This is a genomic window from Pradoshia sp., assembly GCF_051873915.1.
GTDB lineage: Bacteria > Bacillota > Bacilli > Bacillales > Pradoshiaceae > Pradoshia.
Map to the genome: position 1 here is coordinate 1 of NZ_JBJEFJ010000203.1, position 24675 is coordinate 24675.

21 protein-coding genes are annotated in these 24675 nt (G+C 42.1%); 10 read left to right on the forward strand and 11 right to left on the reverse strand.

What is annotated here, in order from left to right; genetic code table 11:
• Positions 1–11: 11 nt before the first annotated feature.
• On the reverse strand, positions 12–1388 hold the full coding sequence (locus tag ACI35L_RS17510) for a peptide MFS transporter (RefSeq protein WP_439803444.1): 1377 nt from the start codon (positions 1386–1388) through the stop codon (positions 12–14).
• Positions 1389–1739: 351 nt separating this feature from the next.
• On the opposite strand from ACI35L_RS17510, the gene arcA reads away from it, so the two are divergent.
• On the forward strand, positions 1740–2972 hold the full coding sequence (arcA, locus tag ACI35L_RS17515; protein WP_439803445.1) for an arginine deiminase: 1233 nt from the start codon (positions 1740–1742) through the stop codon (positions 2970–2972).
• 44 nt (positions 2973–3016) lie between these two features.
• On the opposite strand, the gene ald is transcribed toward arcA, so the two are convergent.
• The 5 genes from ald to ACI35L_RS17540 form a co-directional block, all read right to left on the reverse strand.
• Complete coding sequence (gene ald / locus ACI35L_RS17520; RefSeq protein ID WP_049672022.1) at positions 3017–4150, reverse strand: alanine dehydrogenase; 1134 nt, start codon at positions 4148–4150, stop codon at positions 3017–3019.
• A 120-nt stretch (positions 4151–4270) separates the two neighbouring features.
• Complete coding sequence (locus tag ACI35L_RS17525) at positions 4271–5500, reverse strand: PucR family transcriptional regulator (protein WP_049672021.1); 1230 nt, start codon at positions 5498–5500, stop codon at positions 4271–4273.
• Between the two features lie 150 nt (positions 5501–5650).
• Positions 5651–6649, reverse strand: a complete 999-nt coding sequence (locus ACI35L_RS17530; RefSeq protein ID WP_049672020.1) for an inorganic phosphate transporter — start codon at positions 6647–6649, stop codon at positions 5651–5653.
• Between the two features lie 20 nt (positions 6650–6669).
• Positions 6670–7290 carry a DUF47 domain-containing protein gene (locus tag ACI35L_RS17535; RefSeq protein ID WP_049672019.1) on the reverse strand — a complete coding sequence of 207 codons (621 nt, stop codon included), beginning with the start codon at positions 7288–7290 and terminating at the stop codon, positions 6670–6672.
• A gap of 320 nt (positions 7291–7610) precedes the next feature.
• Positions 7611–9599, reverse strand: a complete 1989-nt coding sequence (locus ACI35L_RS17540; protein WP_439803446.1) for an LTA synthase family protein — start codon at positions 9597–9599, stop codon at positions 7611–7613.
• Between the two features lie 295 nt (positions 9600–9894).
• On the opposite strand from ACI35L_RS17540, the gene ACI35L_RS17545 reads away from it, so the two are divergent.
• Both ACI35L_RS17545 and ACI35L_RS17550 read left to right on the forward strand, forming a co-directional pair.
• Positions 9895–10722 (forward strand): aldo/keto reductase, encoded by an 828-nt coding sequence (locus ACI35L_RS17545; protein WP_439803447.1) that lies wholly within the window; start codon positions 9895–9897, stop codon positions 10720–10722.
• A 391-nt stretch (positions 10723–11113) separates the two neighbouring features.
• Positions 11114–11368: a GlsB/YeaQ/YmgE family stress response membrane protein gene (locus tag ACI35L_RS17550; RefSeq protein ID WP_049672017.1), complete on the forward strand. Its 255-nt coding sequence runs from the start codon at positions 11114–11116 to the stop codon at positions 11366–11368.
• Positions 11369–11449: 81 nt separating this feature from the next.
• Here the strand turns inward: ACI35L_RS17550 and ACI35L_RS17555 are convergent, their stop codons facing one another.
• Positions 11450–12340, reverse strand: a complete 891-nt coding sequence (locus ACI35L_RS17555; protein ID WP_049672016.1) for an RluA family pseudouridine synthase — start codon at positions 12338–12340, stop codon at positions 11450–11452.
• A gap of 108 nt (positions 12341–12448) precedes the next feature.
• Here ACI35L_RS17555 and ACI35L_RS17560 point away from each other — a divergent pair, with 108 nt between their 5' ends.
• Together ACI35L_RS17560 and ACI35L_RS17565 are read left to right on the forward strand one after the other, a co-directional pair.
• A complete protein-coding gene (locus ACI35L_RS17560; protein WP_049672015.1) occupies positions 12449–12841 on the forward strand; it encodes a DUF5365 family protein in 393 nt (130 codons plus the stop codon).
• A 374-nt stretch (positions 12842–13215) separates the two neighbouring features.
• Positions 13216–14280, forward strand: coding sequence for a sulfite oxidase (locus ACI35L_RS17565; RefSeq protein WP_049672014.1), 1065 nt, complete (start codon positions 13216–13218; stop codon positions 14278–14280).
• Between the two features lie 41 nt (positions 14281–14321).
• On the opposite strand, the gene ACI35L_RS17570 is transcribed toward ACI35L_RS17565, so the two are convergent.
• Positions 14322–14786 carry a thioredoxin family protein gene (locus tag ACI35L_RS17570; RefSeq protein WP_439803448.1) on the reverse strand — a complete coding sequence of 155 codons (465 nt, stop codon included), beginning with the start codon at positions 14784–14786 and terminating at the stop codon, positions 14322–14324.
• Positions 14783–15217, reverse strand: coding sequence for a disulfide oxidoreductase (locus ACI35L_RS17575; RefSeq protein ID WP_049672012.1), 435 nt, complete (start codon positions 15215–15217; stop codon positions 14783–14785). The genes ACI35L_RS17570 and ACI35L_RS17575 overlap by 4 nt, the downstream gene beginning before the upstream one ends.
• A gap of 200 nt (positions 15218–15417) precedes the next feature.
• Between ACI35L_RS17575 and ACI35L_RS17580 the strand changes: the two genes are divergently transcribed.
• The 3 genes from ACI35L_RS17580 (at position 15418) to ACI35L_RS17590 (ending at position 20825) form a co-directional block, all read left to right on the forward strand.
• Positions 15418–17103 carry a glycoside hydrolase family 13 protein gene (locus tag ACI35L_RS17580; RefSeq protein ID WP_439803449.1) on the forward strand — a complete coding sequence of 562 codons (1686 nt, stop codon included), beginning with the start codon at positions 15418–15420 and terminating at the stop codon, positions 17101–17103.
• 335 nt (positions 17104–17438) lie between these two features.
• Positions 17439–18980, forward strand: a complete 1542-nt coding sequence (locus tag ACI35L_RS17585; RefSeq protein WP_049672010.1) for a carbon-nitrogen hydrolase family protein — start codon at positions 17439–17441, stop codon at positions 18978–18980.
• A gap of 117 nt (positions 18981–19097) precedes the next feature.
• Positions 19098–20825 carry a phospho-sugar mutase gene (locus ACI35L_RS17590; protein ID WP_439803450.1) on the forward strand — a complete coding sequence of 576 codons (1728 nt, stop codon included), beginning with the start codon at positions 19098–19100 and terminating at the stop codon, positions 20823–20825.
• A gap of 111 nt (positions 20826–20936) precedes the next feature.
• On the opposite strand, the gene ACI35L_RS17595 is transcribed toward ACI35L_RS17590, so the two are convergent.
• Positions 20937–21182, reverse strand: coding sequence for a YhdB family protein (locus ACI35L_RS17595; protein ID WP_049672008.1), 246 nt, complete (start codon positions 21180–21182; stop codon positions 20937–20939).
• Positions 21183–21272: 90 nt separating this feature from the next.
• Between ACI35L_RS17595 and ACI35L_RS17600 the strand changes: the two genes are divergently transcribed.
• Together ACI35L_RS17600 and ACI35L_RS17605 are read left to right on the forward strand one after the other, a co-directional pair.
• Positions 21273–22262, forward strand: coding sequence for a M14 family zinc carboxypeptidase (locus ACI35L_RS17600; protein ID WP_082197181.1), 990 nt, complete (start codon positions 21273–21275; stop codon positions 22260–22262).
• Positions 22263–22341: 79 nt separating this feature from the next.
• Entirely contained in the window at positions 22342–23751 is a 1410-nt protein-coding gene (locus ACI35L_RS17605) for a SpoVR family protein (RefSeq protein WP_049672007.1), read from the forward strand.
• 282 nt (positions 23752–24033) lie between these two features.
• Here the strand turns inward: ACI35L_RS17605 and ACI35L_RS17610 are convergent, their stop codons facing one another.
• Complete coding sequence (locus ACI35L_RS17610) at positions 24034–24507, reverse strand: hypothetical protein (RefSeq protein WP_049672006.1); 474 nt, start codon at positions 24505–24507, stop codon at positions 24034–24036.
• Positions 24508–24675 lie beyond the last annotated feature (168 nt).

Below are 24675 nucleotides of genomic sequence, written 5' to 3' on the forward strand. Positions count from 1 at the left end.
TATAGAATCCATTATTCTGTTTCCATCATAGCAACAAGCTTCTTAGACAATGCCAATAGCAATAGACCGAAGAAGATTGCCAATCCGCCGATCACGGCGAATACTTCAAAGTATCCAAGTGATTGAGTGAACGCTGCAAGCTGCCCAGCAAGAATGTTTGCAATACCGGAAGAGGCAAGCCATACACCCATAAGCAAGGAAGCTAATTTCACTGGAGCGATTCTACTTACTAAAGAAAGACCAACTGGTGATAAGAACAACTCACCGAGTGTGTGCATCAAGTAAGTCACGATGATGAACATCATGTTCGCTTTTTGTGCCATTGTCGCAGCATCGTTACCTGTTTGGAATACCGCGAATAGAAGAACGATATAACCTAAACCTAGTGTAATCATACCCATAGCCATCTTAGTCGGTACTGGGATATCTCCGCGTTTAGAGTTTGCAAGCTTCACCCAAAGGGCGGAAATAGCCGGTGCCAATAGTACGATGAAGAATGGATTTAATGATTGGAACCAAGAGATTGGCATCGTCCAGCCGAATACTTCACGATCAACGAAGTCCTTTGTATAAAGGGTTAAAGAGCTTCCTGCTTGCTCGAAACCAGCCCAGAAGAACACGACAAAGCAAGTGATGATGATAATAACCCATGTGCGTTGTTTCTCACCGCGAGTAAGCGGCTTGTTGTTTTTAATTTCCTTGCCGTCTGCCACTTCAATAGTAGCAGGACGTTTACCAATGTCGCCAAGGTATTTGTTCGCTAAAAGGTTGAAGATTACTTGACCGATAATCATACCAATTGCAGAAGCCAAGAATCCGTAACGGAATCCGTAGTGCATAACACCGTTCACTGTAGAAGCGAATAGGTCTTCAGAAAGGAAACCAATCAATAATGGAGCAAAGAATGCACCGAGGTTAATTCCCATGTAGAAGATTGTGAATCCAGCATCACGGCGGGATTCATTCCCTTTATATAAATCTCCAAGCAATGTAGAGATGTTTGGTTTGAAGAAACCATTACCAATGATCAATAAAAGCAATCCAATGAATAAGGCCAATCTGCTTTGGTGAGCAAAAAGGGCAATATTCCCTAGTGCCATTAAGGTACCGCCGATTGTGATGGATAGACGGTGACCTAAGTAGCGGTCTGCTAACCATCCGCCGACAAGCGGAGTGAAATAAACGGCCCCAGTATAGAAACCATAGATGCTTAGTGCGACTGAGCTGTCAATTCCTAGACCGCCGCTAACAAGCTCTGTTGTTAAATATAGAATTAAGATGGCACGCATACCGTAGTAGCTGAACCTTTCCCACATTTCTGTCAGGAATAGCAGGTAGAGCCCGGGAGGATGCTTTTTATTATTTAGTGCCTGAGCATTTGCTGACATAAATTTAACCTCTCCTTATCCTTCATTAAAAATATACAAATGTTATTGTAAAAAAATTTAGCCAAATAAACAATCATTTTTTAACGCTTTACCAAAATAAAAATATTCATAAATATTCAACAATTTGGCTAGGTTATGAAATTTCCTTGAAAACAGGTCGCTCATACAGCTTTCATCTGTATATTTATACAAAGGAAAAACTGTGATTAGTTTACCACATATTTTTATGTCAATATAGCGTATTTTCGTTTTTACATAAATTGGACTCTTTAATTCAAGTTGTATCCAGAAATGGGAAAAATATTATGGTAAACTAAAAGGAAAGAATAGGGAAGTCAAGGGGGTCTTTGTTTGGAGAAAACGAGAAAGAGTCTTCATGTCACGACGGAAATAGGGAAGCTTGAACGCGTACTATTACACAGACCAGGGAAGGAAATAGAACATCTTATTCCATCTAATATGGAGAGGCTGTTATTTGACGATATTCCTTTCTTACCTACTATGCAAAAGGAGCATGATGCCTTTGCTGCTGTTTTGAAGGAGCGGGGAACAGAAGTGGTTTATTTGGAAAAATTGGTAGAAGAATCCCTTCTCGATGAGGTGGTAAAAGGAGAGTTAATTGAGGCTTTTTTGAAGGAAAGCAAGAATCATCTGCATAAAGGATACAAGGCATTGCGGGAATATTTGGATTCGCTTCCTCCAACAGAGCTGGTCAAGAAATTGATGGAGGGAGTTCTCAAGAAAGATCTTGACCATTATCAAAAGCTTCATTTAGATGACTTATTGTCTGCCCATTATCCTTTCTATATTGATCCGCTTCCAAATCTGTATTTCACGCGGGATGCAGCAGCTGTTATAGGAGAGGGCTTGACCATTCATAAGATGTCGACATCAGCACGGAAACGAGAATCGCTCTTTTGGGAATTCATTATGAAGTATCATCCGAATTATTGTATAAATCATCATCCACAATGGCTGCAGCGCACTTATCCATTTGCAATGGAAGGCGGGGATATTCTTGTCTTGAGCGAGGAGGTTGTTGCTATTGGCGTTAGCGAACGCACATCAGCAAGGGCGATTGAGCAATTGGCTCATAATCTGCTTGGAGCGGATAATTCCTATAAGAAGGTTATGGCGGTTGAAATACCAAAGAAACGGGCTTTTATGCACTTAGATACGGTATTCACGATGGTGGACCAGGATAAATTTACGATTCATCCGGAAATTGAAGGATTAAATGGACAAATGAATATTTTCCTGCTTGAGCTCGATAGTGAGAACGAGGTGCAGATAGCAAGGAGAACAAATTTATCAGAGACCTTGAAGGAGGCCTTGCATTTACCGGAAATAGCTCTGATTCCATGTGGAGGAGGAGATTCGATTTTCTCGCCAAGAGAGCAATGGAATGACGGATCTAATACACTGGCTATTGCCCCTGGAGTGGTCATCACCTATGATCGTAATCAGGTTACTAATGAGCTTTTAACGGAGTATGGGATTGAGGTCATTGAGGTTCCAAGCGCAGAGCTTTCTAGAGGCAGGGGGGGCCCGCGCTGCATGAGTATGCCGCTGGTTAGAAGCTGAATGAAAGAAGGCCGTCCATCATATGATGGGCGGCCTTTGATTTATTATGCCGGCTGTACCGGATGATGGGCACTAGCTTCTTTAAGTGGTTTATAGGCATAGCCTAGATCGCGTGCAACCGCCTCATACGTAACATGTCCATTGAGGGTGTTTACGCCTTCAGCAAGGCTAGGATTCTCTTGTACGGCCTTTAGGGCACCTTTATTAGCGATCTGAACGGCATAAGGAATCGTCACATTTGTCAGGGCTATCGTAGAAGTACGAGGGACAGCACCTGGCATATTGGCAACGGCATAATGAACAACTCCGTGCTTCACATAAGTTGGCTGGTCATGTGTGGATATATGGTCAGCTGTCTCGAAAATACCTCCTTGGTCGATAGCAACATCCACAATCACAGAACCAGGTGTCATGGCTTGGACCATTGCATCTGTGACAAGCTTAGGCGCCTTTGCTCCTGGAATGAGGACAGCTCCGATAACGAGGTCTGATTCAGCAATGGCGTTGGCAATATTGAGTGTATTAGAGATCAAGGTTGAGACTTGGTTGCCAAATATATCATCAATCTCACGCAGACGGTCTGGGTTAAGGTCGATAATGGTGACATCTGCCCCAAGACCGATAGCCACTTTAGCAGCGTTCATGCCTACAACCCCGCCTCCAATAATCGTAACCTTACCACGCTTTACTCCAGGAACTCCGCTTAGAAGAACCCCTTTGCCGCCTTCCGGCTTTTCGAGGAAATGGGCTCCAATCTGGGCTGCCATTCTGCCTGCGACCTCGCTCATTGGTGTCAGCAATGGGAGTTTATTTCCGCTCTTGACGGTTTCGTAGGCAATTGAGAAGACTTGATTATCGATTAATGCCTTCGTTAAGGCTGGTTCTGCCGCTAAATGCAAGTATGTGAATAGGATAAGGCCAGGCCGGAAATAATGGTATTCTTCTTGAATAGGTTCCTTTACTTTCATGACCATTTCTGCTCTTGTCCATACTTCCTGAACATTTGTAATCACAGCCCCCGCTGCTTCATAATCAGCATCCGTAAATCCGCTGCCAAGACCGGCAGATGTTTCGACCAATACTTCATGGCCGGCGCTTGTGAAGGTTAATACACCCGCTGGAGTGATGGCAACTCGGTTTTCGTTGTTTTTGATTTCTTTAGGTATTCCAATTCGCATTTCTTCTCCTCCAGACATACGTTTGTACCAATATTATAATAGTAATTTTCAGATAATTATATGTGAAAAAGAGAAAAAGAAAAAAGAACAATTTGTGAAAAAAGACAAATCTTAAACGCTTTATTCAAATCTTGCCAGCTTGAATTCAATTAAGAGATAGGCTCGTATATTCGTGTCCTTTAAATCATAACCGCTGATCTCTGAGATTCTTCTTAAGCGGTAGGATAAGGTATTGGAGTGAATATGGAGGAGTGATGCTGCCTCATTCGGTTCAGTTAAAAAGGTTTCAAGCGTATAAAACAGGTCTGTCTGGTGTTTTAAGTCATATTCATTCAAAATACGAAGACCTTCTGGTAATTGATGCTGGCTTGAATGCTGTTTATGGAGAGTTTCAAGATATTGATAGATGCCGAGCAGGTTGTAATCAAAGATGGCGGCGAGTTCTTGTTTGTATCTCTTCTTGAGATTGATGACGCTAATGGCTTCCATATAGCTTATTTGAGCATCAATGAGCTGGCTGCAGCTTCTACCGAATCCACCTGCTGCCACCCGGATGCCAAAGCGCTCCTGCATATTGTCTATAAATGATTTAATAAAGGAGCTGATTGCTTGGGATGAATCAGGAGTTGAGGAATCGCCCAGCAGGATGAACTTGTCAGAGTCAACAGTTTGGAAAATCGTGTTTACCTTTTGAGTGGTGTTGACTAGGTATTGAATATGCTTTTCCGTATCTGCTGTTATGACCTGCTCAAATTGAAAGGCAATGATACAGTATTGGGGTGGAAGAACAAAAGAGAAACGCGCCAATTGAGTGCGAAGCTCCCTCTCAGAAGCATAATGGCCGGTGAGCAGCTTCCAAAAGAATTCCTGATAGCTTTCTTCTTTTCGTTTCCTTCGCGACTGGACGAGCAATAATTGATTTTTGGCTTCCTTGGCGGCTAATTTTAGAATGTTGAGTTCCTCAGCTGTAAGGTCTGATTCTGAATTAAGGGCAGCCCAAATAAATCCGAGGACATTCTCATTCTTTCGAATCGATATGGCAACTCGTTTGCCTAATCCAATCTGCTGTTTTTGGGGGATGATAATGGGCTCGCTGCTGCCGAGCAGGGCAGGGATTGTTCCTTCCTTCCAGAGGGCATTGATGACTTTCTCTGGTACTCTTCGTCCCATGATGGTGAGGATTCGGGCCTCATCAGTGATATCACTGTGAGTACTATATGCAAGAAGCTGGTGACTTGAATCTTCTATCGTAATCGGGCAGCCAATGAGGGTGCTGACCTGCTCTGCGAATTCATCCAAGTTAGCGTACACTTCATTGAAATAATCCTTTGAATGAAATTCCTTCTCCATCTTTTATGCTCCTTTAATGTATCCAATATAATTATATTATACAGGAAATGGAAGTGGATGTAGGAGAAAAAGGGCTATTATTGGAGCTGTTGAGGACAGTTGGCACAAAAAAAGGTACCCCTTCCATTTAGGAAAGGATACCCGATATGATTAAAAGAATAAATCCAAGATTAAGTATATAATCCCAGCAAGTGTTGCTGCGATTGGCATTGTGATAATCCAAGTGATGATCATACGCTGTGCCGTACTCCATTTAACTCCTTTGACACGATGTGACGCACCCACACCCATGATGGATGAGGAAATGACGTGTGTCGTACTGACAGGAAGGTGAATGAAGGTTGCACCGAAAATGATAGCTGCAGATGACATATCAGCTGCTACACCGTTGATTGGGCGGATTTTCATAATATTGCCGCCTACGGTTTTAATAATTCTCCAACCGCCGACAGATGTACCAAGCCCCATTGCCGTCGCACAGGATACTTGAACCCAAGTCGGGATATCTGTAGATGTTACAAACCCGTTGGAGATGAGAGCAAGGGTGATAATTCCCATTGCTTTTTGGGCATCATTTGTACCATGGGAATAAGCCTGCAGGGCAGCCGTTCCAATTTGCAGGTAACGGAAACGCTTATTCGTCTTCGTTAGATTATTGTTTTTAAAGACAATCTTGAATATGCTGTAGACAATATATCCGACAACAAAGGCAATGATTGGTGAGAATAATAAGGCAAAGATAATCTTTATGAATCCATCAAAATGAATCGCGCCAAAGCCGGCAGCGGCGATTGCTGCACCAGCAATGGATCCGATGATGGCATGGGAGGAACTGCTTGGAATTCCGTAATACCATGTAATTAAGTTCCAGGCAATAGCTGAAATCAATGCAGCCATGATGACGACAGAGCCGTTATCTAATGTAAATGGGTCCACGATATCCTTTGTAATGGTTTTCGCAACCCCTGTAAATGTCATCGCACCGACAAAGTTCATGATAGCGGCCATCAAAATAGCATGTCTTGGTTTTAAAGCTTTCGTTGAAACCGCAGTAGCAATGGCATTAGCTGTATCGTGAAACCCGTTAATGAAGTCAAAAGACAAGGCTAAGATCACGATTAAGACGGTTATAATTAATAATGTATCCATGATTGTTTAAAAACCTTTCATTAAGCGTTTTTCATAACGATTGTTTCAAGTGTGTTCGCTACGGATTGGCAGTAGTCTGCGATCTCTTCAAGGTTCTCGTAAATTTCTTTATATTGAATGATACGGATAGGATCCTTCTCAACACTGAACAAATGTTTAACAGATTGACGGTGCAATGTATCGCAATCGGACTCATGTTCCTTGATCTTGATAGCGATTGGACGGATATCGTTCAATTTCTTCACTGTCAGCAAGTCAACCGCACGATCAATTTCGTGTGCTGCATTGCGAATCTCATCTACAAATTTAAGCATGTATTCATTTGCATTCACGATTGAATACATTTCAAAAAGGGCAGAGCAGTGCTCTAATCCATCAAGAACATCATCCATTGTCATGGCAAGCATTAAGATGTCTTCACGCTCGATTGGCGTAATGAAGGCATTGTTCAATTCTTTGATTACTTCATGAACATGCTCATCTCCAGTTGTTTCATATTGCTTCATTGTATCGGCGAATATTTTTAAGTCGCTAATGTTCTTTAATTTATAGTCAGCAAAATAATCAGAAGCCTCTTTTAAGTTTGAGGAAATGTTCAACAGCATGACTGCGAATTTGTCCTTTTTTGATTTGAATACCATAATTACCTCCACTTTCTTTCGACAATAAAAAATAACTTTTTTGACGCTAACTAATTTTAATCCTTTTGGAAACTGTTGAAAAGAAAAAATGTGTAATTCATAAAATCTTTACAATAAGTATGTTTAACGTAATATTCATTTACAATGAATTTACATTAAGGTAATCTTCTGTAACATTTGTAACATTTAAAACCTGATTAAACGGATCTCCGATGGTTTTTGCATAAAGGTATTGTACCCAATCAAGGTGATTTGAACCAGAAAATACAAAAAGGCAGCTGACTCACCAGAAGCATCCGGTGTGCAGCTGCCTTTATCTTTTATTCGGTTTCCATTGTTTCTTCTGTCGCAGGTGAATCAGTGGATTCACCTTGGTCAATATTATAATTATATTTAGATCTATCTACAGCCGTGAATCCATCTGGTTTGTAGAATCGCAATAAATCACCATAGATGACCTTATCAGACATATCAAGCATGGTCTGTGCGTAATCTGCCATTTGGGAGGCTTCTTCTGTTTCTTCCATCAAATTACCTTCAGAGTCATAAAACTTACCATTAATCTTATTGATGGTAGGGCTCATAAAGTTACCATTACGGAATGGTACGATTTCATTATGGTCTTCTGATAGAAGGTCAGTACCCAATTGAATATAATCATCTGATTCAACACCAAGCAAGTGCATGAGTGTTGGAAGCAGGTCAACTTGACCGCCATATTGAGATTGAACGCCGCCTTCTACTCCAGGGATGTGGATAAGAAGTGGTACTTTTTGAAGCTCAGCGTTATCAAATTCAGTGATTTCTTCCTGACCGAGAATCTCAGCCATTGCTTCATTATGGTTTTCAGAAATTCCATAATGGTCACCGTAGAATACTAGAATAGAGTTGTCGTATAGACCAGATTCTTTCAGGTCTTGAACGAATTCCTCAATGGCTTCGTCCATATAGCGGGCTGTCTGGAAGTAACGGTCTACAGATCCGTCACCGGTTGCAGCTGGCCCGATTGTTGCGTCTTCCTCATCAATCGTGTATGGGAAGTGGTGTGTTACAGTAATGAATTTCGTATAGAACGGCTGTGGGAGTGATTCTAAATACTCCATAGACTGTTCAAAGAACGGTTTATCCTTTAGACCGTAACTAACAACATCCTCCTCATTCATATCATAATAGCTGGAATCGAAGAAGTTTTGGACACCCCATGACTTATAAATCTCATCACGATTCCAGAATGTCTTCGTATTTCCGTGGAAGACGGCAGAAGAGTAGCCTTTCGATTGCTCTAAGATGGCTGCTGCAGACTGGTAGGTGTTCGTACCATTCGTTGTCATAGCAGATCCTTGAGGCAATCCAAACAGGGAGTTCTCAAGCAGCATCTCTGAGTCAGATGTCTTGCCTTGTCCTGTTTGATGGTAGAAGTTATTAAAATACAAGGTATTTTTGTCTTTAGCCATTGAGTTAATAAACGGCGTGACTTCTTCTCCATTTAATTGATAGTCAATCAAGAAATTCTGGAAGGACTCAAGATGAATATAAATGACATTTTTTCCTTCGGCTATACCGAAATACTTATCATTCGGTTCAGCATAATTAGCCTGTACGAAGTTCTGTACCTCAACTAGGTCATCAGAATCCGCCGAAGCTTTCTGTGCGGTAGTTTTCATTGTTTTCAATCCATCATAGATGGTGTAATTGTACGTCCCTAAATATTTCACAAGGTAGTTGCGGTCGAACGTTCTAGTCAATAATTGTGGACGGTCAATTTCAGCAAGCAGGATATTGATGACCAAAAGTGCCGCACCGGTCGCCATGACAGCAGCAGTTTTGCGGAACTTAAGTCTTCCTTCGCTTGGTTTAAATTTCTTGAAAACAACTAAAAGGATCAAAATGATTGTATCTGCAAAATACAGTGGGTCATAAATGTGAAGCAATTCAGCAATGCTTCCCATCATCCCTCCGTCAAGACTGATATTAGATGTTTGTGTTAAAGTCGGCCAAGTAATGAAATCATTAAAGAATCGATAGTAGACAATATTGGCATACTGTACGATTGATAGCAAAAGGTTGATGATAATCATCCAGATGAATGATTTTCTGCCCTTGGCGAATAAAGCTAAACTAAAGAAAATAACACCTGTGCTTATTGGGTTAAACAGAAGCAAGAACTCCTGCATCGAATTGGATATTCCTAAATTGAATTCTACAACATACCCTGCATATGTCTTGATCCAAAATAGGACCACAGCGACAATTAGGAAACCAACAGGTCCACTTACACTATTCTTTAGTGTGTTGTTAAATGCACGCATTGTTTCACCTCTAAGTTTAAAAATATAGGAATTTAGCATCTTATAATGCCTGTAAAATTCACGATAAAAAGGAATAACAATATTGAATTATAAACTGAATCTCGGAAAAGTCAAATGGCAGTTCATCGACAAATCACCCAGCAAACCACGCATTGTATCAGTTTTTGTCATCTATTAAGTGTTTCATAAGTTCAGATATATGCAATCTAGACATATTACTTATAGTATATAGGATAGGAGGGTGGAAGTCTCCTGTTGGCTTAAATTACATAAATATTCAAAAGAGGTGGAAAATATGAAGACGATTGAGACAAGTGTACGATTGAATAATGGAGTTAAAATGCCCCAATTCGGATTAGGTGTGTACAAAGCAGAAAATGGAACAGAGGTAACAACAGCAGTGGAAACAGCCCTTAAAGCTGGATACAGACTAATTGATACCGCATCCTTTTACCAAAATGAATCAGGTGTTGGAGAAGGAATCAAGCTTTCAGGTCTTAATAGAGAGGATATCTTCATCACCTCAAAGGTATGGAATACAGATCAGGGCTATGAATCCACCTTGAATGCATTCAAGAAAACACTAAAGGAGCTTGATGTCGAATATTTAGATTTATATTTAATTCACTGGCCGGTTGGAGATCGTTTCCTTGATACTTGGAGAGCGTTTGAGAAATTATATGAGGAAGGCCTCATCAAGGCAGCTGGAGTAAGTAATTTCCAAATCCATCATTTGGACAAGCTTTTAGAGAACAGCTCGCTCGTACCTGCGGTGAATCAAGTGGAGCTTCATCCTCGTTTGACACAAGTAGAGCTCAGAGACTATTGCGAAGAGAAGAATATACAAATAGAATCATGGTCGCCGCTTGGCCGAGGCCACTTGCTTAAGGAGCCGACCATTGAGTATTTGGCTAAGAAGCATGGGAAGACTCCTGCTCAGATTATTATTAGATGGCATTTGCAAAACGAACTGGTGGTTATTCCTAAGTCGGTGACCCCAGAACGAATCGTCGAGAATGCGGATGTTTTTGATTTTACGTTGAGTCCGGAAGACATGAAGGTGTTGAATCAATTAAATATGAATGAACGATTTGGTCAGCATCCAGATCATTTTAAGTTTTAAGGAAGAGAGGGAGTCATTCCCTCTTTTTTTTATGATTTAACTTCATCTGCCACACCAAAATATCCTCTATACCCTTCCCTTCAACCGTCTAATCTACTTACAAAATTAAAAATGAAATCTTTGGCATAAATGTTTAAGGGCGGTAATCTCGGGAATTTATAGAGTACAAACGGCGCCGTTATTGAATACTCGATAGAACCTGATTCATGGAATTGAATGATCACATCAAAGGAATAATAAAGTTAAAATCAAGTCACTCGAATTTAGGGATATAAATAAGCCGGTCGGCAAACTCTAATGATGAGTTCTAGAAAGACTTTCTTTGAAACAGGAAATATCTAGGTTATGGCTTAAAAGGCCAAATTGATAAAAATTTAAGGAGGAAATAAACATGGAATTTATTATATCATTAATCGTAGGTGGATTATTAGGTTGGGTAGCAAGCTTGATCATTGGTCGTGACGTACCAGGAGGCATCATCGGTAATATCATCGCGGGTGTCGTTGGTTCTTGGTTGGGTACAGCAATCTTTGGTGAAATGGGACCAACTCTTGCAGGCTATGCGATTATCCCAGCGTTAATCGGTGCGATTATCTTGATTTTCATCGTCAGCATGATTATGAAAGCTGTTAGCAAAACAGCTTAACAAATACATGAATAAAGGTTCTTATCGGAAATGCTTGAAGCGCTCGAGGGAGAAATTCCTTGAGCGCTTTTTATTGTATGGCTATGACCAAGGAAGCGGACTTTCTACCTGAAGCTTCTGCCTTGTTAATGGCTGCAGGAAATTAAGCCTGTACGCATGAAGGGCCTGGCCGTTCATATGGGCGTACTTTCTTCCTCCATAGAGCACATCACCAGCAAGAGGATGTCCAATATGGCTCATATGAACACGTATTTGATGGGTGCGTCCAGTTTCCAAGCGGCAAGAAACGAGTGTCAGATGATCCGGCTTCATTCGTTTTATTACCTTATAATGGGTGATGGCTTGTTTACCGGAAGGGGAGACGCGCATTTTTCCTGCACGATGGCGATCTCGGCCGATAGGTGCGTCCACTGTCCCAGCTTCTTTTTGGACGATTCCGCAAACGAGTGCCGCATATGTCCGCTTAATAAGGCCTTCTGCCAATGCTGCATCCAGAAGAGCGCCTGCATAGGCGTGCTTAGCAAAAAGAATAGCCCCTGATGTATCCTTATCCAAGCGGTGAATATGCCGAGGCTTTGTTTGGATGCCTTTGACCAAGAAATAATGAGATACAGCATTTAAGAGTGTTTTTGTATCTTTCTCATTAACCGGGTGAGTATTAAGGCCTGCTGGCTTATTGATGACGAGAATATCCTCATCCTCATAAAGGATGGAGAGGGGGAGGTCAAAAGGCGGGATAGGGTTTTCCTCCTCTTCATAAATCGGGATGGAGAGAGTCTCTCCAGCTGTTATTTTTACACTCCAAGGATGAGTTTCTTCCTTATAATATAGGCTCTTGTTCATACGCCATTGATGGAGCATTTTTTTCGGCACATGAAGCTCTTCCTTCAACAGATTTTCAATGGTTCTGCCGTTCCAATTATCGGGTATAGCAATATTAGCAAATTTGTCAGTTTTATTTATTTCGAGCATAAGTTTCCCTCATTTTCGCAAGCTTTATCATTATTAGTCCTCTGTTAATCTATGGTATCTTAAAGGTGAGGGGCTGGTTCACCTGCACCATAGAAAGGTTGATGCATCATGAAAATTGTACAAGGTTCATTCCAATTGCAGGAAGAAGAAATGCGTCATGCCGTTAACAGATTGTATAAGGAAGTTTTCCCTTGTTTTTTCTCTGATGCTGATATTGAAGTCTTTAAGAAGAACAGCGTTTTAGCCTTGCCGGGTGCCAATTCCCATGCAGGCACATTAAAGGGTGCCTTTGAGATTATGGCTTGCCTGCAAACAATCCTGATTATTCTAGAGGAACATCAGACAACCGATAAAGCGGTTGAGTTATTCAACCGTAATTCACGGATACTGAACGAACTTGGGGTGTTTTTCCCATTCAATCATGAGCAGTTTTTTGGGGATGTACGAGATTTAGACTTACCCGATCACCCGACAAAGGCTGCCAATACGTATTTAATTTAATAGACCTTGCATTGAGTCCGCTTCCATCGTTTTGGAGGCGGATTTCTTTATTTGGCCGCTGGCAATACATTTATACTAACACTATTAAGGCATAAGGTGAAATGCCTTAATCCATGAATATTAAGGCTTAATTCTTTTTTATGACATGCCATTCTTCAAGTTTTATTTCGAACGATTCTTATCCTCAGTTTCGAAATACATTTCACAAATCTTTTTTCGTTCAATTATTGGAGAGGACAGACCACTGATGCTTTCAAATGAATAAACGAAGGCTGCCAACACGTATTTAATTTAATTCTTGGAGAGGCCGCCTATGTCTAAAAGAAGGGGATTGCACATATATCTATAGTAATCATGACAAGCTGGAGGAAGGTATGCCTGAGAGAAAATATACCGTTAAGCCGTCATTGACGACTAGAGGATTATTACCGGAGAATCAGGAGACACCCCTTGAATTCCTGCAGGGTGATACAATGAATAACTATCAGTTCTTCCGGCGAAACCACTTTGCTTACCCAGCATTGAATCAGGCTAATTACCGTCTTCTTGTCGGAGGTTTAGTCAAGCGACCATGGAGCATATCTTTACCTGATTTATATCGTTTTCCTGCCAAGACGTTAAAAGTCACCCTTGAGTGTGCAGGCAATAAAAGAAGGCTGTTTGAACCGAAAACCTATGGAGAGCAGTGGGGAAAGGGAGCCATTAGTCAAGGATATTGGAGGGGAGTGCCCTTAGTCTATATTCTTGAGCAGGCGGGAATCAGCAGCCAGGCATCAGAGATTGTCGTGAAAGGGTATGATCATGGTTTCCGTAAGGATTCGAAGAAGGATTATCCATATGCTCGAAGCTTACCCGTGGCCAAGGCTATCCATCCAGATACGCTGATAGCTTATGAATACAATGGTCAGCCGCTTTCTTATAAGCATGGATATCCATTAAGGCTGATTGTGCCAGGGTGGTATGCGATGGCCTCAGTCAAATGGATTCGTCAAATCAGCGTAATAGAAACAGCATTCAAAGGCCCGTTTCAAGCGAATGATTATATGTATTATCCCAGCAAGGACACAGATGAGGGCTCTTATCCTGTGACTGTGCAGAATATCAACTCCACGATCCAAAGTCCGCTTGATATGGAGATACTGAGCGGTGGAAGGGTGACCATCAGGGGGATAGCCTGGACGGGAGAGGGAATGATTACGAGCGTTCAAATTAGTGTGAATGATGGGCAGAGCTGGAATGAAGCCCGAATTCATTCAACTGGTTTGCCATATGAATGGGTCTCCTGGCAATATGAATGGATTCCTCCAGGTAAGGGGGAATATTCGATTCTATCAAAGGCAACAGATTCCACAGGCAGAAGCCAAGAACGGAAGGCATTTTGGAATCGAAAGGGTTATGGGTATAATGCAATGGACCATGTGAAGGTGGAAGTACAGTAACGTGAAAAGAGGCAGGGAATCCCTGCCTCTTTGTTTTTAGATTATTTATTGGCCTGGAACCATTCCTCAAATTCTTCTTTTGAATGTTCACCGACGATTCGGCTTGTCTCCTTGCCGTTTTCAAATTTCACAAGTGTTGGTGTCGACTGGATGTTAAATTCATTCCAGCCATTCTCGTATTCAAGCAGATTATATTGGTCCACTTGCTCGTCCATTTCATCTGCTACAGGCATGAGGACTGGTGTCGTATTCATGCAATGGATACATTCGGGACTGAAGAAGTAAACAATGGCTGATCCCTCTTCTTCTAATTTCTGGTCTAACTCATCTGGAGTGATGATATTTTGATAGTTCTCATCATCGAGCAGGTCTACGGTGGAAGATTTGAGATTGTCGGTGCCATACGGATTGCCAGCTGTTTTTTCTGCCTTCTGCTGGTTCGTTAGGATGGCAATGACAGCGAAAATTAAAATGACTACAGCAGAGAAGATGAATACTTTTTTCATTTAGACTCCCCTTTATTTGTTTTCAAAACATAGATACTGCAGATAAAGATAATGAGAAAGGCTGTGAGCGCGAGTACAGGGATGGTCACAAAACCAAACCAGTTAATATAGTCGCCTGTACAAGGAATCCGCCCGCATGAAGCTGCTTTTTCGGTGAAATATGGAACCTTTTGAATTAATACATGGTAGGTGGATATACATGCGCCGATGAATGACAGTACACTCGTATAAAGCGCAATTTCATAATCCTTCTTGATGATGGCAATGGCGAGGATAATCGTGAACGGATACATCAAAATCCGTTGATACCAACACAGTGTGCATGGCTCATATCCTTTAATTTCCGAAAAATATAAGCTTCCCAACGTTGCGATTAATCCTGCAGCAAAGGCGAGGAATAACGCGTTTTCACGATTGATTAATTTTTTCATCTAATACCGCCTTCTAGTCTCTTTCTCAAATTATAGTATGATATCATAGTATTGTAAAAAGAAACACTCTTACATAAAGTGCTGAACAACATGAGAGATTGGTATGAATCGTTTGTGAGTTTCAAAGTAGAAGATTTTTTGTAAGCGCTTCATATGTTTGGGAGGCATAGGCTATCTTTTATATAGAAAGGAGCAGGCAATTGGAAAAGCAATGGTGGAAAGATGCAGTTGTTTATCAAATTTATCCGAGAAGTTTCATGGATTCAAATGGAGACGGCATTGGAGACATTCCTGGGATTACCGCAAAATTAGATTACTTAACAGCATTAGGGGTGGAGGTTGTATGGCTTTCACCGGTCTACCAGTCTCCTAATGATGATAATGGATATGATATTAGTGATTATCGTGCAATCATGGATGAGTTCGGGACGATGGAGGATTGGGAGCGGATGCTTGATGAAATGCATAAACGCGGCATCAGGCTCGTGATGGACCTTGTGGTTAACCATAGCTCTGATGAACATCCATGGTTTGTGGAGGCACGGAAATCAAAGGATAATCCTTACCGAGATTATTATGTATGGCGTGATGGAAAGAATGGGAGGGAGCCGAATAACTGGGAGTCCTTCTTTAGCGGCTCTGTATGGGAGTACAATGAACCTACTGGTGATTATTATCTGCACCTATTCTCCAAAAAGCAGCCGGATTTAAACTGGGAGAATGAAAAAGTCCGTTCTGAAGTTTATGAGTTAATGAAATTCTGGCTTGATAAAGGAGTAGACGGATTCCGGATGGATGTCATCAACATGATCTCCAAGGTTCCAGGTCTGCCGGATGGGAACGTGGAGCCAGGATCCGAATATGCCTCTGGTGCACAGTACTATATGAATGGTCCGAGAGTACATGAATTCCTCCAAGAGATGAATGAGCAGGTTCTCTCCCGCTATGACATCATGACAGTAGGAGAGACAGGCGGTGTAACTCCGGAGCATGGTGTTCTTTATACAAACCCTGAACGCAAGGAGCTTAATATGATATTCCAATTTGAACATATGGATGTCGATTCAGGTCCTCTTGGAAAATGGGATGTAGCGCCGCTTGATTTGGTACGCTTAAAGAAAATTCTTGCTAAATGGCAAACGGACCTCCATGGACGCGGATGGAATAGTCTGTATTGGGATAACCATGACCAGCCAAGGGTCGTTTCCCGTTTTGGAGATGATGGGAAGTACAGGGTTGAATCTGCGAAAATGCTTGCTACCTGCCTTCATTTTATGCAGGGTACACCATATATTTATCAGGGTGAAGAAATTGGGATGACAAACGTCCAGTTCCCTTCTATAGAAGATTATCGAGATATTGAAACAATCAATATGTACAATGAACGGATAGCCAAAGGCTTTGACCAAGTCGAATTAATGAAGGGGATTCATGCGAAGAGCCGTGATAACGCCCGCACCCCTATGCAGTGGGATGAACGCGAAAATGCCGGATTTACCGATGGAACCCCATGGATTGGGGTAAACCCGAATTACCATGAGATTAATGCGAAGCAAGCGATGGAAGATAAGAATTCCATTTTCTATTATTACAAGGAATTGATTGCGATGCGCAAGCGCCTTCCTATCATGGTAGAGGGAAGCTTTGAATTGATTCACGAGGATAGCACATCTCTATTTGCCTATTTGAGGCATTATGAGAATGAAACCCTGCTAGTTTTAAATAACTTCACTGCAGATGAGCTGACTGTGGAGTGGCCGGACAGCTTAAGGGGACTTAAGGGTGATCGATTAATTGGCAACTATGAGGATGTAGAGTCACGATCAGCCGATGGCGAGACAAACCTGCGCCCATGGGAGTCGATTGTCTATCATTTTAGGAAATAAAGATGGAAGCGAAGTAGACGCTAAAAATGCGTATGCTTCGCTTTTTTTGATGGAGGAATGGATGCATTGGCTGCTTTTTTAGCTGGGGAGCAGCTTGACTAGAGAAAGACTCGGAGCAGCTCTGGTTAGCCTGTAATATCAAAATAGAGTATCTGAGGAGTCGTCATTTAAGGGCGATTTATTACATCGTACAAGGCAGGAGGAGGAAATCCTCTCAGCTAAATGGAATAAACCGAGCAATACTTATTCCACCTGGTTTACGGAAAATCTGAAAAGGGAAAATGTATGGGAATAAAAAGAAGCATTGGTTAAGGTGGAAGAAGGAGTGAAGGTTCATGACTGAAGAGCTGGATTTAACGAAGTTTGAGCATAGGCTAGAGATCAGGCAGACACAGCGGAAGGATATTGATGCAATCATTAAACTGCAAGCGATATGTTTTCCGGGGATGGAGCCTTGGAAGAGAGAGCATTTAGAAAGCCATTTGGAGATTTTCCCAGAGGGACAATTCTGTGCGGAGCTGAATGGTGAGATTATTGGCTCCTGTTCAAGCTTGATTATCAATTTCGATGAATATGATGACCGTCATACTTGGTCCGATATTACAGATGACGGATATATCACCAATCATAATCCGGATGGATACAATTTATATGGAATCGAAGTAATGGTTCACCCAAAATACCGCAAGATGAAGGTCGGCTATCGCTTATATGAGGAAAGGAAGGAGCTTGCCCGGAGGCTGAACTTAAAGAGCATCATTATCGGCGGTCGCATTCCGAATTATCATAAATATTCAAGTGAAATGAGCCCAAGAGAATATGTGGAGCAAGTGCGTTTACATAAAATTTATGACCCCGTTTTATCATTTCAGCTATTAAATGAATTTACTTTAATGCGTATTAATCCCAATTACTTAGAGGATGACCTGGCCTCCCAGAAGTATGCGACATTAATGGAATGGAACAATGTCGATTACCATCCTCAAACAAAAAGGTTCTATAAGACTGCCCTTCCGGTGCGTATCTGTGTCGTGCAATATATGATGAGGAAAATCACATCCTTTGAGGATTTTGCCAGCCAGGTGGAATACTTTGTGGATGTAGCAGCTGATGCGGAATCTGATTTTGCCGTCTTTCCGGAAATCATGACCACACAGCTGATGTCCTTCTTGGATGAGAAATCACCAAGCCAGGCAGTACGCAAGGTGACAGACTTCACAGAGCCATATATTGAGCTGTTCACAACACTTGCAGTCCGCTATAACATCAATATTATCGGCGGTTCTCACTTTGTGAAGGAAAAGGATGAAAATATCTATAATATCGCTTATTTATTCAGAAGAGATGGAACAATTGAGAAGCAGTACAAGCTTCACATTACGCCAAATGAACGCAAGTGGTGGGGAATCAGCGCCGGTGATGAAGTGAATGTATTTGATACAGACTGCGGGAAGATCTCCATGCTCATATGCTATGACATAGAATTCCCAGAGCTTGCCCGGATTGCGACAGATAAGGGAGCAAATATCATCTTTACTCCGTTTTGTACCGAGGACCGGCAAGGGTTTTTACGCGTTAAATACTGTGCGCAGGCGAGAGCGGTAGAGAATCAAGTTTACACAGTCATTTCTGGTACGGTAGGCAATCTCCCGCAGACGGAGAATATGGATATTCAATATGCACAATCAGGCATATTTGCCCCGTCTGATTTTGAATTTGCCCGAGATGGTGTAGTCGGGGAGACGAATGCCAATATTGAAATGGTCTTAATTGGCGATGTCGATTTGGAAATCTTAAGAAGGCAGCGTCTTTCCGGGACAGTTCGTCAGCTGAAGGACAGACGGAAGGATTTGTATGAAGTCAAGTATAAAAGATGATGTAAAATTGCCATATTTTTAAATAATTGATATTTCTAAATAATATTCATTTTGTGCGTAATTTTTAGTAATATTAAGGTATATTACAAGTTGTCTTATTTGGGAGGAGTTACCAAAATGGATTGGAAAGCAACCTATAAAAAATGGAATGATTATCTGGATTTAGATAAAGAATTGCAAGAGAAATTGACGGCTCTTGCAGATGATGAGAAAGCTCTTGAGGATGCTTTCTATAAGAACCTGGAATTCGGCACAGGCGGTATGCGCGGAGAAATCGGCGTCGGTACAAACCGCATGAACATTTACACAATCCGTAAGGCGACTCAAGGCTTTGCCTCCTATATCGGAGAGCATGGTGAGGAAGCAAAGAAACGCGGTGTCGTTATCGCGTATGATTCTAGACACAAATCTCCTGAGTTCGCAATGGAAGCTGCAAAGACATTAGCGACGAATGGCATTCAAGCATTTGTATTTGACAGCCTTCGCCCGACTCCGGAGCTATCCTTTGCCGTTCGCCATCTAAAAGCAGCCGGCGGAATTGTCATTACAGCGAGTCATAATCCTCCTGAATACAATGGTTACAAAGTATACAATGAAGATGGCGGTCAGCTTCCACCGCTTGATGCTGACCATTTAATCGAGCTGGTTAATGCGATTGAAAATGAATTAGCCATTAAGGTAGAAGACGAGAAATCCCTGCAGGATAAAGGGTTGATTAAAATCATCGGACCAGAAGTGGATGATGCCTACAATGAGAAGGTATTAACCATTTCTGAACAGCCTAATTTGTCTAAGGAAGTTGATGTGCATGTGGTCTTCACCCCGCTTCATGGTACAGCGAATTTATCTGTACGCCGCGCCCTTGCTGACCTCGGCTATGAGAATGTAGCGGTTGTTAAGGAGCAGGAGCTTCCAGACCCTGAATTCTCTACTGTATCTTCTCCAAACCCTGAAGAACATGCAGCATTTAAGCTTGCCATTCAAAAAGGTAAGGAAACAAATGCGGATATTCTTGTGGGAACAGACCCGGATGCAGACCGTGTTGGTGTGGCGGTTAAAGATGAGAGCGGTGAATACACCGTATTGACTGGAAACCAGACAGGTGCATTATTCCTTGACTATATTCTTTCCCAAAAGAAAGAAAAAGGCGAGCTTCCATCTAATGGGATTGTCTTCAAAACCATCGTTACATCTGAATTTGGCCGTAAAATCGCCTCCAGCTATGGCATGAAGACGGAGGATGTTTTAACCGGCTTCAAATTTATCGGGGAGAAAATTAAGCAATACGAGGAATCCGGCGAATATGCCTTCCTCTTCGGATATGAGGAAAGCTACGGCTCCTTAATTAAAGATTTTGCACGCGATAAAGATGCTGTCCAAGCTGCCGTAATGGCCGTTGAGATTTGTGCACACTACAAACGCCAAGGCAAGACCGTTTATGAAGCCCTTCAAGATCTATATGAGAAACATGGTTACTATTTAGAAGGCATGCGTTCCTTAACACTGAAAGGAAAAGAAGGCGCTGAGAAGATTCAGCACATACTTTCCCAATTCCGAAGCACTCCGCTTGCATCACTGTCCGGTGTAAAAGTAACAGCTGTGGAGGATTACAAAGAGAGTGTAAGAACAGAAATCGCCACAGGCAATACATCTGAAATCCATCTTCCAAAGTCCAATGTCATCAAATATTTCTTTGAGGATGAATCATGGGTTTGCTTGCGTCCATCCGGTACAGAGCCTAAAATCAAGTTCTACTTTGCCGTAAAGGATGACAGCAAACAAGCAAGTGAACAAAAACTTCAACAATTCATGAATGAAATGATGGAAAAGGTTGAACAAATCTAATCCTATGTAATGCAAAGGAGAGTTGGCTACTGCCAACTCTCTTTTTTGCCTTGTTCGCATTGTTCGCATTTAGCCGTATAATTTTCCCACCACAGAAAAAAATAACGATAACTAGAATGTTTGATTTGCCCACTCTTCCTCATAAGGAAGGAAGGTGGCGTGGTCAATATATTGCAAAAGGTCAGTCAGCGTCTTTTCGATGGAGCGATAATCCTTCGAAAAGTGATAGGCATGCAAGAAATGTTCAATTTTCTTGGACAAAAAGTGGTCATGTGTCCGCACCATCAGAATGAGGAGATTATCCCATTCTGAGCGGTGTGTATAGTACAGTGCCCGGTCGTAATCAACCTTGTTCAATGTAATCACTCTCCTTCATGTCGAGGAGTTAACAATAGTTTGTTCAAAGGGTCTTTTTTATCACCCTGTAAAAGTTGGGCGGTTTGTTAAATGAGAAACTTGACGTACGGAAGGTATAGAAGCGCCATACTGCCAATGGTCTTGCTGCTTAGCTTGTTCATGTATTTTCTGCTTGGGGAATCGACAATCGCTTTGGCAGATTCTCCTTATACATATAATGATTTGGAGCATGACTTGGTGTTACTTCAGAGTCGATATCCGGATAAAATCTTTTTATGCTCGATTGGCAAATCTGTCTATGGCCGTGAGCTGTATGCCGTAAGAATCGGAACAGGCAAGAAGGTTATCCTGCTAAGCGGTGCCCATCATGCGAGGGAATGGATGACCTCAATGCTGTTGATGAAGATGGCAGCTCTTTATGCCGCTGATAGTAATGAGGCGCCGTTACTGGATGCAGGGACCATCTGGATTGTACCAATGGTCAATCCGGACGGGGTGGCAATCCAGCAAGGGGATTTCACAGACATTCCATGGAAGGAACGAATAGGTTTGTGGAAAATGAATCACCTTTCTTTTTCATTTACCAAGTGGAAGGCCAATGGAAGGGGAGTGGATTTAAACCGCCAATATCCGGCTGGGTGGATGGAAATCAATACGGGAATCCAGCGCCCCTCTTATCAATTCTATAAAGGAAAATCACCTTTAAGTGAGCCAGAAACAGAGGCACTTGCCGAATTTACGAAAATAATTCGGCCGGCCATCTCCGCAGCCTATCACAGTACAGGTCAGGAAATCTTCTGGCATTATCGAACGCACGGCTTGCAGAAGGACCGGGATTACCGAATTGCCAAGATTGTTGCGGAAAGAACGGGCTATCGACTCTCTAAGCCGGATAAACATGCTGTAGGGTCTGGATTTACGGATTGGCTAATTGAAGAATATAAAATCCCAGCGATGACAATTGAAATCGGGACTGAACGAGAAAATACGGAGGTCCCTTTGCGGGAGTTTGAAGCAGAGTGGAAGGCAAACCGTGATATCGGCTGGATTCTCCTTAAGGAAGCACTTCGTTTGCGGTAGAAATAACGAAGGCTTGCGTCATTTTCGGGCTACTTCCTCATACATTGATATAAGGACTTATAGTGGAGGTGTAACGAAAATGATAGCAGATGAACACAAGAATTTAGAGTATGCCATCAAAGAGATAACCGAGATTGCGCAAGGATTTGGACTCGACTTTTATCCGATGCGCTATGAAATTTGTCCACCTGAAATCATTTATACCTTTGGTGCCTACGGCATGCCGACTCGATATTCCCATTGGAGCTTTGGTAAACAATTTTTCAAGATGAAGCTGCATTATGATGTCGGTTTAAGCAAAATATATGAACTAGTCATTAACTCGAACCCGTGCTATGCCTTCCTGCTCGACAGCAATTCCTTGATTCAAAATAAACTGATTGTTGCCCACGTGTTGGCGCATTGCGATTTCTTTAAGAATAATATCCGTTTCACAAACACGAAACGGGATATGGTCGAAAGCATGGCCGCAACTGCAGAAAGGGTCAGGCAATATGAAATTGAATACGGCAAGCTTGAAGTGGAAAAATTTCTCGACTCCGTACTCTCTATTGAAGAGCATATAGATCCATCCTTATTACGGCCAAAGCTGAGCTGGACGATGGATGAAGAGGATACAGAGGATGAATCGCCTCATATTGTCACGCCCTATGATGATCTATGGAGCATGGATACGAACAAGAAGCCAGAGAAGAAGAAAAAGACAAAGAAATTCCCGCCAAGGCCTGAAAAGGATATCCTTTTGTTCATTGAACAATACAGCCGCACACTCGAAAATTGGCAGCGTGATATCCTGACGATGATGCGTGAGGAAATGCTCTATTTCTGGCCGCAGCTGGAGACAAAGATTATGAACGAAGGCTGGGCAAGCTATTGGCATCAGCGCATCCTCCGCGAGCTTGATCTCACGAGCGGGGAATCCATCGAATTCGCAAAGCTTAATGCAGGAGTCGTGCAGCCGTCAAAGACAGGAATCAACCCGTATTACCTCGGCATCAAAATTTTTGAGGACATCGAGGAGCGGTACAATAACCCGACAGAAGAAATGAAGAAGCGCGGCGTCAAGCCAAACTCTGGCCGCGAGAAAATGTTTGAAGTCCGCGAAATTGAATCAGATATTTCCTTCCTCCGCAATTACCTCACGAAGGACCTGGTCATGCGCGAGGATATGTATCTCTTCCAGAAGAAAGGCCGCGATTACAAGATCGTCGATAAGGACTGGAAATCTGTGCGCGACCAGCTCGTCAGCATGCGTGTTAACGGCGGCTTCCCGTATATTACGGTTAATGACGGGGATTACCTCAAGAACGGCGAGCTGTACTTGAAGCATTGGTTTGAGGATATTGAGCTGGATGTGAAGTATTTGGAGAAGGTATTGCCGCATCTTCATTATTTATGGGGGCGGACGGTTCATATTGAGACGGTGTTGGAGGGCAAGGAGATTGTGTTCAGCTATGATGGGAAGAATGTGAATCGGAAGTATTTATGAGTGAAAAGTCATAAATACTGTTGATTAATTAGATTTAAATAAGGAAAATGCTTGAAGAGACCATCAAAACCCTACGGTTATTTGATGGTCTTTTCAATTGCCAGTGTATTGTTTTTGATACATAAGTTACTTTCTACTTGAAAAGAAATAGCATAAAACCTCACTCCGATCCAATGGATAAATGATGAAGATAGAAGATGCGGTAAGGGCTAAGAGAAAAATCTTCAAAGAGCAGTAATCCTTTTTCCTCGGTTTCAAGCCGTAATTCTTCGAGCGCGTCTTCTACAACCTCTGGATACTCCATAAAGGCCGATTGGAAGTCTCATATGTCGTATCGAAGAGGGAAACGAACAATTGGTGAAGGATGGCCGTATCCTCTTCACTGACTGTGTAGATGACGGAGGAGTTCCCTTTGACCGCCAAGGCGCTTTTTTCGCCTTCTTCTCCCACCCAAAGCATGATAGTTTGGTTTCGTCCACGGTTGTCTTCGATTTTTACTTCATATTCAGGATCGCCTAATTCAACCGTGCCTTCCATTTTCTCGGCTCGGTCGATGACCCCTTGAAAGGCCTCGAGCGTTGATAAATCGATCGGCTCAAACTCATTCGGATTACCAAACTCAGTAAAATCTCCTGGCTTTGAAACGATGATTCCCTCCAGTGTTCGTTCTTTCATCAGGTCCTTTTGGGCTAAGCACCCTTCTAAGCCCATCGAGAACAACGAGCCTAAAATGATGGCCAATAAACCAGTTTTCATCGTACATCGTCCTTTCTATGAAGAGGAGGTTAATGGTTTTATTAATTATATTGTTAAGTTTATTGAGAAATGAATGGCCTCTTTTTAAAAGGCTGTTTGTAAAGATTGTTGCTTTTGAATAAAAAGGGAAGCTGCTATCCGTTTTACTGTACAATTGGATTGGGAGTG

What these genes read in the sequence shown, in the direction of transcription:
- ACI35L_RS17605 (WP_049672007.1), top strand. Translation starts at nt 22,342, where the DNA reads ATGATAGCAGATGAACACAAGAATTTAGAGTATGCCATCAAAGAGATA.
- ACI35L_RS17610 (WP_049672006.1), bottom strand. Translation starts at nt 24,507, where the DNA reads ATGAAAACTGGTTTATTGGCCATCATTTTAGGCTCGTTGTTCTCGATG.
- ACI35L_RS17510 (WP_439803444.1), bottom strand. Translation starts at nt 1,388, where the DNA reads ATGTCAGCAAATGCTCAGGCACTAAATAATAAAAAGCATCCTCCCGGG.
- ACI35L_RS17545 (WP_439803447.1), top strand. Translation starts at nt 9,895, where the DNA reads ATGAAGACGATTGAGACAAGTGTACGATTGAATAATGGAGTTAAAATG.
- ACI35L_RS17575 (WP_049672012.1), bottom strand. Translation starts at nt 15,217, where the DNA reads ATGAAAAAATTAATCAATCGTGAAAACGCGTTATTCCTCGCCTTTGCT.
- ACI35L_RS17600 (WP_082197181.1), top strand. Translation starts at nt 21,273, where the DNA reads ATGAGAAACTTGACGTACGGAAGGTATAGAAGCGCCATACTGCCAATG.
- ACI35L_RS17585 (WP_049672010.1), top strand. Translation starts at nt 17,439, where the DNA reads ATGACTGAAGAGCTGGATTTAACGAAGTTTGAGCATAGGCTAGAGATC.
- ACI35L_RS17555 (WP_049672016.1), bottom strand. Translation starts at nt 12,340, where the DNA reads ATGCTCGAAATAAATAAAACTGACAAATTTGCTAATATTGCTATACCC.
- ald (WP_049672022.1), bottom strand. Translation starts at nt 4,150, where the DNA reads ATGCGAATTGGAATACCTAAAGAAATCAAAAACAACGAAAACCGAGTT.
- ACI35L_RS17560 (WP_049672015.1), top strand. Translation starts at nt 12,449, where the DNA reads ATGAAAATTGTACAAGGTTCATTCCAATTGCAGGAAGAAGAAATGCGT.
- ACI35L_RS17550 (WP_049672017.1), top strand. Translation starts at nt 11,114, where the DNA reads ATGGAATTTATTATATCATTAATCGTAGGTGGATTATTAGGTTGGGTA.
- ACI35L_RS17530 (WP_049672020.1), bottom strand. Translation starts at nt 6,649, where the DNA reads ATGGATACATTATTAATTATAACCGTCTTAATCGTGATCTTAGCCTTG.
- ACI35L_RS17590 (WP_439803450.1), top strand. Translation starts at nt 19,098, where the DNA reads ATGGATTGGAAAGCAACCTATAAAAAATGGAATGATTATCTGGATTTA.
- ACI35L_RS17565 (WP_049672014.1), top strand. Translation starts at nt 13,216, where the DNA reads ATGCCTGAGAGAAAATATACCGTTAAGCCGTCATTGACGACTAGAGGA.
- ACI35L_RS17570 (WP_439803448.1), bottom strand. Translation starts at nt 14,786, where the DNA reads ATGAAAAAAGTATTCATCTTCTCTGCTGTAGTCATTTTAATTTTCGCT.
- ACI35L_RS17535 (WP_049672019.1), bottom strand. Translation starts at nt 7,290, where the DNA reads ATGGTATTCAAATCAAAAAAGGACAAATTCGCAGTCATGCTGTTGAAC.
- ACI35L_RS17525 (WP_049672021.1), bottom strand. Translation starts at nt 5,500, where the DNA reads ATGGAGAAGGAATTTCATTCAAAGGATTATTTCAATGAAGTGTACGCT.
- ACI35L_RS17540 (WP_439803446.1), bottom strand. Translation starts at nt 9,599, where the DNA reads ATGCGTGCATTTAACAACACACTAAAGAATAGTGTAAGTGGACCTGTT.